The organism is Methylomonas sp. AM2-LC, assembly GCF_039904985.1.
In the GTDB taxonomy this organism is placed as follows: Bacteria; Pseudomonadota; Gammaproteobacteria; order Methylococcales; family Methylomonadaceae; genus Methylomonas.
Genome location: NZ_CP157005.1, coordinates 330,588 through 338,590, shown reverse-complemented (window position 1 = coordinate 338,590; position 8,003 = coordinate 330,588). Strand labels below are relative to the sequence as shown.

Genomic DNA, 8,003 nt, shown 5'->3' with positions numbered 1-8,003 from the left:
AGTTATCTATTACTCCCAACACCTTACCACTTGATATTCCACTCCTGAGGCTAAAGAGCAGGACTCAAGCAAACAAAAGCGGGCAGTTGTCCAGATAATCGGCTCAAATTCGATATCTGGCAGCGCTTTGGCTTTACGCATCAGGGTAATGTGTGGTTTGTAGGAGCGTGTATCAATGCTAATCCCATTTTGTATAGCAATAGCCAGCAATTGTTCTGCCAGTCTTGTCACTTCATGATCAAATGCAGCACTGCCAGTAATGCACAGTATACCGGGCTGTTGCCAATAACTGAGTTGGTCAAAAACCAGATTCATTGTAGAGACTTGCAAACCATTTGCCGCTATGCTGACAGCCTGCTCTGCGCGGCAGACACATTACCCAAAAATAACAAGGTGCAGTGTAAATTACTGGCTAGTACGGGTTTACCCATTGAATTAGGCAGTTTTTTATAAACCGCAACACACTGTTCTCGCACCGCAGTCTCAGGCCAGAGTGCAAAAAACAATCGTTTCATGCTGTAAACTTACTCAAAGCTTAATCTCGAAAATTATTGAATTGTAAGGGTTGTTCCAGTTCCTCAGTTCTTAACATCTGGATTACCTCTTGCAAATCATCACGCTTTTTACCGGTAACACGCACCTTGTCACCATTAATCGCTGCCTGTACTTTTAATTTTTTATCTTTAATCAGCTTAACGATTTTTTTGGCAAACTCACTACTTAACCCCTGTTTCAGCGTAATGGGTTGTTGCGCAGTTTTACCAGTATCCTGAATTTTACCGCTTTCCAAACTGCTGATATCAATACCGCGTTTACCCATTTTTGCATACAAAATAGGTAACATTTGTTGCAGCTGGAAGGTTGATTCGGCTTTCATAAGTATACTGTCATCCTGCTGTTCAAATAAGGCATTAGAGCCTTTAAAATCAAATCGGGTCGATACTTCCTTATTAGCTTGATCAATGGCATTGGTAATTTCGTGGCTGTCAATTTCAGAAACAATATCAAAAGAAGGCATAGTGAAAACTCAAGGTAAAAAAATCAGGATAGCACTATAAAAGCCTTAAACACTTTATTCAACTGGCAATACCTATAAAGATACAATCGACAACTAAGAATTTCAAATTATGCAACGATTTCTAGCTTAATTTTCGGCTATAATTCAAGGTTTTATTATTCAAGTGGCTCCCAACGTGTCGACTAGCAAAAATGATGTCTCTACTTTTCAGGGCCTGATCTTGACCTTACAGGAATACTGGTCGAATCAGGGATGTGTGTTATTGCAACCATTAGATCAGGAGGTCGGTGCTGGCACCTTCCACCCAGCTACTTTTTTACGCGCTATAGGCCCTGAACCTTGGAATGCCGCATATGTACAACCTTCCCGCCGCCCTACCGATGGTCGTTATGGCGAAAACCCCATGCGTCTGCAGCATTATTATCAATTTCAGGTGGTCATGAAGCCTTCGCCAGCGGATATTCAAGACTTATACCTGGGCTCTTTGCAACACTTGGGGCTGGATTTACTGGAACATGATGTACGCTTCGTAGAAGATAATTGGGAATCGCCCACTTTAGGTGCTTGGGGCTTAGGCTGGGAAGTATGGTTAAACGGCATGGAAGTCACCCAGTTTACCTATTTTCAACAAGTCGGTGGTCTGGAGTGTAGGCCCGTAACGGGGGAAATAACCTATGGTCTGGAACGTATCGCCATGTATTTGCAAGGTGTCGAAAGTGTGTTCGATTTGGTGTGGACGCGCGGCCCACAAGGCATAGTGACTTATGGCGATGTCTTTCATCAAAACGAAGTCGAAATGTCTGAATTTAATTTTGACTGGGCTAATGTTGAATTTCTGTTCCAATGCTTTGACACTTATGAACGTGAATGCTTGATGTTGCTGGAAAAAAATCTGCCATTACCTGCATATGAAATGGTTTTAAAAGCCTCACATGCGTTTAATTTATTAGATGCCCGGCATGCCATTTCTGTCACTGAACGCCAACGTTATATCCTAAGAGTACGCAATATGGCCAAATCTGTGGCTGAAGCCTATTACAATCGCCGGGAAGCATTAGGCTTTCCTATTCTTGCCAGACAGGGAGTGTAATTATGACTGCAAGTAATCACTTATTATTCGAATTAGGTTGCGAAGAATTACCGCCTAAATCATTAAAAGCCCTGAGCCAAGCCCTGTTGGATAATATATTGTCAGGGCTAACTGAGGCAGGACTCGCTTACCAACAAGGTCATGCTTTCGCCACCCCACGTCGTTTGGCAGTGCTGATTGACGATATACAAACCTTTCAAGCAGATAAGAGCGTAGAAAAACGTGGACCAGCTGTGCAAGCGGCTTTTACTGCTGATGGATCTCCCAGTAAAGCCGCGCTGGGTTTTGCTAGTAGTTGTGGTACTACAGTGGAGCAATTAGCACGTATAGCTACCGATAAAGGAGAATGGCTGGTATTTAATGAAGAAGTAAAAGGCCGACCCACGACTGATTTACTTCCAGACATTATTCGTAAAAGTCTGCATAATTTACCGATAGCCAAACGCATGCGTTGGGGTAATTTTGATTGTGAGTTTGCCCGTCCGGTACATTGGTCGATATTATTGTTTGGCGAACAGCTCATAGAAACAGAAATTTTAGGCACACAAACTAGCAAGCTCACTAGAGGCCACCGATTCCATGCCCCGCAACCCGTGCAGATAGATAACCCACAAACCTATCAGCAAACGTTACGCGTGCAAGGCAAGGTCATTGCAGATTTTGCTGAACGTATGTCTGTCATCCGCGATGCGGCTAATCACGCCGCAGCCAAAGTCGGCGGCACAGCTCATATTGAAGAAGATTTACTGGAAGAAGTAGCAGCACTTAATGAATGGCCAGTACCTGTAGTTGGCAATTTTGACGCGCGCTTTCTAGAACTGCCTATGGAAGTATTAATTACCACCATGCAAGCCAACCAGAAATATTTTCCGGTCAAAAATGCACAAGGTGGCTTACTACCTTACTTTATCACTTTCAGTAATATTGAAAGCTCCAACCCTAGCTCTATACAGCAGGGCAACCAGCGGGTGGTGTTGCCAAGACTGGCCGATGCCGAGTTTTTCTGGAAACAGGATAGAAAACTATCTCTGGCTGATCGAGTTGAAAGTTTATCCAGTATTGTTTTTCAGAAAGACTTGGGCACTTTAGCTGACAAAACCACGCGGGTTAGTCATCTATCCGCTTATATTGCTGAATTATTGAATGCGGATGTTGCTCAGGCACAGCGCGCTGCTTTATTGGCCAAAACTGATTTAATCACCAATATGGTCGGCGAATTTGCCAACTTACAAGGCATTATGGGCCGTTATTACGCGCTGGCAGATCATGAAGCGGCTGAAGTTGCCTTGGCTATTGAGGAGCACTACTTTCCCAAACAATCAGGTGGCCCCACCCCAAGTGGTGTCATCGGTCAGATTTTGGCAGTTGCGGAAAAAATAGATACCCTCAGTGGAATTTTTAGCGCCGGATTAATTCCCACAGGCGATAAAGATCCTTACGCTTTACGACGCGCAACACTGGGTATTTTAAGAATACTGATCGAAAATCGGATTTCGATTGATGTAGTAGCTCTTCTTGATACGGCATTAGCGCAATTTAGCCATCAATTCAATAAAGAAGAAACGCGGGAACGAATTCTTGAATTTATTTTTGATCGTTTAAAAGGCTATTGTCTGGACCAAGGTTTTAGTAGTGACGAATTTGAAGCAGTGCTGGCCGTTAAGCCTACTCAACCATTAGATTTTATGCTTCGTATCCGTGCTGTACAAGCTTTTAGGCAGCTACCTGAAGCAGCAAGTCTAGCGGCAGCCAATAAGCGTATTAGTAATATTCTGAAAAAATCTGATCAGCCTATATCCACTAGCATAGGTCAACTGGTCGCTACAGAAGAAAAAATCTTACTGGCGGCTGCAGAACTATCATTCACCGATATTCAACCATTATTGGCTGAGCAAAATTATTCGCAAGCTTTAAGTCGCCTAGCTCAATTGCGTGACAACGTGGATGCTTTTTTCGATCATGTCATGGTTAACACCGATGATCTTGCGCTGCGTAATAGTCGACTGGCATTATTGTCGATGATATCGGCACAATTTCTTAAAATTGCTGACATCTCCAAATTACAATCGTGACACAAGCCTATGTTATTTTAGATCGTGATGGGGTCATCAATATCGATTCGGATGACTTTATTAAATCACCACAGGAATGGCTGCCGATTCCCGGCAGCCTGGAAGCCATAGCCTTGCTAAACCAGCACGGCTATCGGGTAGTGGTCATCACCAATCAATCTGGCGTGGCAAGGGGCTTATACGATTTAGCCACTCTGGACGCTATACACGCCTATATGCATCAACTAGTCATTGCCGCAGGCGGCCACATTGAAGCCATCTATTTTTGTCCACATGGGCCGGATAGCCATTGCAACTGCCGTAAACCAAAACCCGGATTATTCAAAACTTTTGCGGAAGAAAAAAACATAGACTTAACACAGGTATTTTCAGTGGGCGACTCATTACGCGATCTTGAGGCCAGTTGGGCAGTATCTGCCCAACCCATACTGGTAAAAACCGGAAAAGGACTACAAACTCTGCTTAACAATCCACAACTTAAACTACCCATTTTCGATAACCTCTATGACGCAGCAACCTACATCGTCTCGACGTAACTTAAGAGTCTATCTCGGCTCAACATTCTTATTTATTTATATCGTTTTTTCGACCTTAATTGTTGGTATATTAATCTTATCGACCGCTTTTTTACCTTTCTCAGTACGTTATCGCATCTCTGATTACTGGATTTGCACACTGCTGTTTATGCTAAAAATTTGTTGCGGCTTAACTTATGAAGTGCAGGGTTTGGAAAATATCCCAGTTGACGGTCCAGCCATCATCCTTAGCAAACATCAATCTGCTTGGGAAACCATTGCCTTACGGCAATTTATTTCGCCACAAACCGCAGTGCTCAAAAAATCACTATTGCAAATACCTTTCGGCGGCTGGGCATTAGCAACCCTTAAACCCATCGCCATTGACAGACAAAATCAGAAAGAAGCCTTACGCATGCTTATAGAACAAGGTACCGAACGCTTACAGGAAGGTTTTTTTGTCATCGTTTTTCCTGAAGGCACCAGAGTAGCGCCTGGCGAATATAAAAAATTTAATGCGGGCGGAGCGATGCTAGCACAACGTTCAACCTACCCAGTCGTTCCATTGGCGCATAATGCGGGTGAGTTTTGGCCGCGGAACAGTTTTTTAAAATATCCTGGCGTGATAAAAGTAAAAATAGGGCCAAAGATCGAAACTAAGGGAAAAAAATCAAAGGACATTAATAACGAAGCTGAAGCGTGGATCAATCAAGCTATGCAAGAAATTACTTCTGAAAATCCTTGAAATACTCGCTGACTGAAAAGCATAAGGCCCACCGAAGTGGGCCTTACTTAAGCAAAATTTAAAGCTGAACTGAAGATGTAGAGCTTGAAACTTTTTGTTTAGAGCCGTCTGGGTTATCCATGCAGCCAGTCAAACCAACAATCATTAACGCCACAGCCAATAGAGACAATACTTTTTTCATAACATCCTCCAAATTAATAAAATTTTTTTATATTTCTTTTTTGTACTAAGTTAAGCACGGCGGAATTTATATCATGGTAAAACCGCTTTGTGCAATAGTAAAATTATCTCAATAGCATCGATTGTGTCTGAACAATGTTTTAACACAGTAAGACTCTTGCCCCACACTTTAACATTTTCAGGTTTACGATTGCTTTTTTAGCCTTTTTGTTGCCCTGGACCGCTACCATAATTGGCTGGCTTTTTATTGCCACCATCTGGGTTATCCATGCAAGCAGTTAGACTCATAAGTATAAGAACCGTCACTAAGACAGAAAATATTTTTTTCATTACACCCTCCGAATAATTTAGGTTTTTAAAATTTATGTGTGCTTGAGATGAGCACAATAAATTTATATCACGCCAAAAACCGACTTGCAATAGCCTTTTTTACAAAGCATCTATATCCGTAGGGAGAGTTATTTTTACTTCTTTACCTTGCCACCGGGCTTCACCAATTGTTCGCCATTCACCCGATAAGTTTTTACTTCTGAGATCTTTTTCCCATTCAAACGGCGCATCTATTTTTTTCATTTTAATCAAAAATTGGGTGTTTTGCAGATCAAGACCCGATTTTATTCCCCAAAATGCCGTTACTTTCATGATAAATTTTTTAAGTCTCACTTCGTCTATATTGGGAGTAACGGCAATATTGGCCCACATAGAATGCACTCTTCCCCAGTTTGGTGCCAACATACGACCTTGCTCATTAATAAAGGGCAGAAAATGCTCTCCGCCTTTAGCATCCAGATACGTAATCGCCAACAAATGGTTATATTCGGCAAAATGATCATGTAAATACAGTGCATGCGGCGTAATACCCAAAAATGTATTTGAAACTAATAGTAAAGCATTACTCATATCAGTCATAACGCTGGTAAGCGCAGTTTGCCTAGTATCAACATGTAATCGATATAGCAATCCATAATGAAAACTGCTGTTAAGTTGCAGAATGATTAAAACCACTAATACTTTAGTGATCATAAATACTTTTATTTTTGCGGTTTGTGTCGTCTCCGTTTCAAAAATACGTGCGTACCAGGTTTTTTCAAACCGGATATCTGGCCCAGTATCACAGCTAACATCGCACACCATGCGCACACGATTATCAGCAATTTTTCGATATCGACTACAAGCGAACTGGTAGATAAGTGGTAACTTCAACACATATCCAAAAAGCATAGGATAACGCATAGCTATTAAAATTTGCGCATAAGTGGCCACACCTTCAAACAGCTGACCTTTGCTATTCAATGCATATAAATCTTTTAATAATTGCTGCTCTTCCAACGAATTCAGTTCAGGATAATTTTTAGCAAACACTTGAGCAGGCTTAAAATCTACCCCCTGCAAAATATCAAAATGATTTAAGAGTAAAACGGTACGACAACATAATGGACATTGCTGATCATAAAACACAGTTAACACAGGTTTTTTTAATCTAAACTGATTTCCCAAAAACCGATACCAGGAAAAAGGTGCCACCAAGCTATAAAAAATCAACATACCCAATCCAAACGGGTAAATATTGAACGATAAAGCAATGCCCAAATGCATGCTCACACCTACCCAAAAATAAAGCGGTCTAAAACGTCGATTATGAAAAAAAAACAAAAAAGTGAACTGAAAAACGATAATGGTGTAACCAAAAAACTTTTGCAAAAACTCAATATTTAACAACCACGACAAATCGAGTGCAGAAATGTAGTATGGAATTGAAGACGGCAACCAAGCGCCTAAACCATTGCGCCAATGTTGAGCAAACATTTTGTGTATTGCCGAATCGAAGTACAGAAAACCCAAACAAATAACAACAGGTAAGTAATAGACTAATCTCGAAACTTCTTCAGCTTTATAGTGTGAATAGTGTACAAAAGGGGTTGACCATTTTTTTCTTAGGCTATCAATAGCGAAAGCCTTATCAATAGGCATAAAAATCAGGAAAAAGTTGGCACCTATCATAAACAGATCGAAGCCACCATCAAAATCACGCTGCATAGGCGTAAAATTAACGAAAATCAGCCAAAATAAATAATTAACAATACTTGCGGTTTGACACCGATAACCCACCGCTAAAGCCAAAGCGACTAAGGCCCATAACCACAGAAAAAACACGATCATAGGAAATTCGACATCCAAAAAAGGAATGGGATCGAAAATCAGATGATTAAAAAATATAAGAAATAAAACCTCTTGAAAAGTCACCAGCCCGAACAGAATTCTGAACAAGCCTACCCCCGTTGCGGGTGATTTTTTAAGATACAGTGCATTTATTTTAGACAGGAGTAGCGTGTACATTTTTTCCGTCAACAGTAAAAAATATACAGATTATAAGGTATTTGCC

The 8,003-nt window shown here is 41.2% G+C and carries 10 protein-coding genes; 4 read left to right on the top strand and 6 right to left on the bottom strand.

The annotated features are described in order from the left end of the window. Window positions 1-9 precede the first annotated feature (9 nt). From ABH008_RS01625 to ABH008_RS01615, 3 genes are read right to left on the bottom strand one after another with little or no spacing between them, the layout of a single operon-like run. The gene (locus ABH008_RS01625) at window positions 10-315 is read right to left on the bottom strand and encodes a hypothetical protein (RefSeq protein WP_347988133.1); all 306 of its coding nucleotides are present in this window, start codon (window positions 313-315) and stop codon (window positions 10-12) included. A gap of 26 nt (window positions 316-341) precedes the next feature. Beyond that, window positions 342-515, bottom strand: a complete 174-nt coding sequence (locus ABH008_RS01620) for a hypothetical protein (protein WP_347988132.1) — start codon at window positions 513-515, stop codon at window positions 342-344. Window positions 516-535: 20 nt separating this feature from the next. Then, window positions 536-1,018, bottom strand: a complete 483-nt coding sequence (locus tag ABH008_RS01615) for a YajQ family cyclic di-GMP-binding protein (protein WP_347988131.1) — start codon at window positions 1,016-1,018, stop codon at window positions 536-538. A gap of 175 nt (window positions 1,019-1,193) precedes the next feature. Here ABH008_RS01615 and glyQ point away from each other — a divergent pair, with 175 nt between their 5' ends. From glyQ to ABH008_RS01595, 4 genes are read left to right on the top strand one after another with little or no spacing between them, the layout of a single operon-like run. After that, on the top strand, window positions 1,194-2,108 hold the full coding sequence (gene glyQ, locus ABH008_RS01610; RefSeq protein WP_347988130.1) for a glycine--tRNA ligase subunit alpha: 915 nt from the start codon (window positions 1,194-1,196) through the stop codon (window positions 2,106-2,108). A gap of 2 nt (window positions 2,109-2,110) precedes the next feature. Further along, window positions 2,111-4,180 (top strand): glycine--tRNA ligase subunit beta, encoded by a 2,070-nt coding sequence (gene glyS, locus ABH008_RS01605; RefSeq protein ID WP_347988129.1) that lies wholly within the window; start codon window positions 2,111-2,113, stop codon window positions 4,178-4,180. Then, on the top strand, window positions 4,177-4,716 hold the full coding sequence (gmhB, locus tag ABH008_RS01600) for a D-glycero-beta-D-manno-heptose 1,7-bisphosphate 7-phosphatase (RefSeq protein ID WP_347988128.1): 540 nt from the start codon (window positions 4,177-4,179) through the stop codon (window positions 4,714-4,716). Before glyS ends, gmhB begins: the two co-directional genes overlap by 4 nt. Further along, window positions 4,685-5,440: a lysophospholipid acyltransferase family protein gene (locus tag ABH008_RS01595; RefSeq protein WP_347988127.1), complete on the top strand. Its 756-nt coding sequence runs from the start codon at window positions 4,685-4,687 to the stop codon at window positions 5,438-5,440. Before gmhB ends, ABH008_RS01595 begins: the two co-directional genes overlap by 32 nt. 58 nt (window positions 5,441-5,498) lie before the next feature. Here the strand turns inward: ABH008_RS01595 and ABH008_RS01590 are convergent, their stop codons facing one another. The 3 genes from ABH008_RS01590 to ABH008_RS01580 form a co-directional block, all read right to left on the bottom strand. Continuing rightward, window positions 5,499-5,621: a hypothetical protein gene (locus ABH008_RS01590; RefSeq protein WP_347988126.1), complete on the bottom strand. Its 123-nt coding sequence runs from the start codon at window positions 5,619-5,621 to the stop codon at window positions 5,499-5,501. Between the two features lie 197 nt (window positions 5,622-5,818). Next, window positions 5,819-5,950, bottom strand: a complete 132-nt coding sequence (locus ABH008_RS01585) for a hypothetical protein (protein ID WP_347988125.1) — start codon at window positions 5,948-5,950, stop codon at window positions 5,819-5,821. 99 nt (window positions 5,951-6,049) lie between these two features. Continuing rightward, a complete protein-coding gene (locus ABH008_RS01580) occupies window positions 6,050-7,957 on the bottom strand; it encodes a DCC1-like thiol-disulfide oxidoreductase family protein (protein ID WP_347988124.1) in 1,908 nt (635 codons plus the stop codon). Window positions 7,958-8,003: the final 46 nt, after the last annotated feature.

Excerpts from the sequence above, each read along its gene's own strand:
- ABH008_RS01625 (WP_347988133.1), bottom strand. The coding sequence starts at position 315 with ATGAATCTGGTTTTTGACCAACTCAGTTATTGGCAACAGCCCGGTATA.
- ABH008_RS01620 (WP_347988132.1), bottom strand. The coding sequence starts at position 515 with ATGAAACGATTGTTTTTTGCACTCTGGCCTGAGACTGCGGTGCGAGAA.
- ABH008_RS01615 (WP_347988131.1), bottom strand. The coding sequence starts at position 1,018 with ATGCCTTCTTTTGATATTGTTTCTGAAATTGACAGCCACGAAATTACC.
- glyS (WP_347988129.1), top strand. The coding sequence starts at position 2,111 with ATGACTGCAAGTAATCACTTATTATTCGAATTAGGTTGCGAAGAATTA.
- ABH008_RS01595 (WP_347988127.1), top strand. The coding sequence starts at position 4,685 with ATGACGCAGCAACCTACATCGTCTCGACGTAACTTAAGAGTCTATCTC.
- ABH008_RS01590 (WP_347988126.1), bottom strand. The coding sequence starts at position 5,621 with ATGAAAAAAGTATTGTCTCTATTGGCTGTGGCGTTAATGATTGTTGGT.
- ABH008_RS01585 (WP_347988125.1), bottom strand. The coding sequence starts at position 5,950 with ATGAAAAAAATATTTTCTGTCTTAGTGACGGTTCTTATACTTATGAGT.
- ABH008_RS01580 (WP_347988124.1), bottom strand. The coding sequence starts at position 7,957 with ATGTACACGCTACTCCTGTCTAAAATAAATGCACTGTATCTTAAAAAA.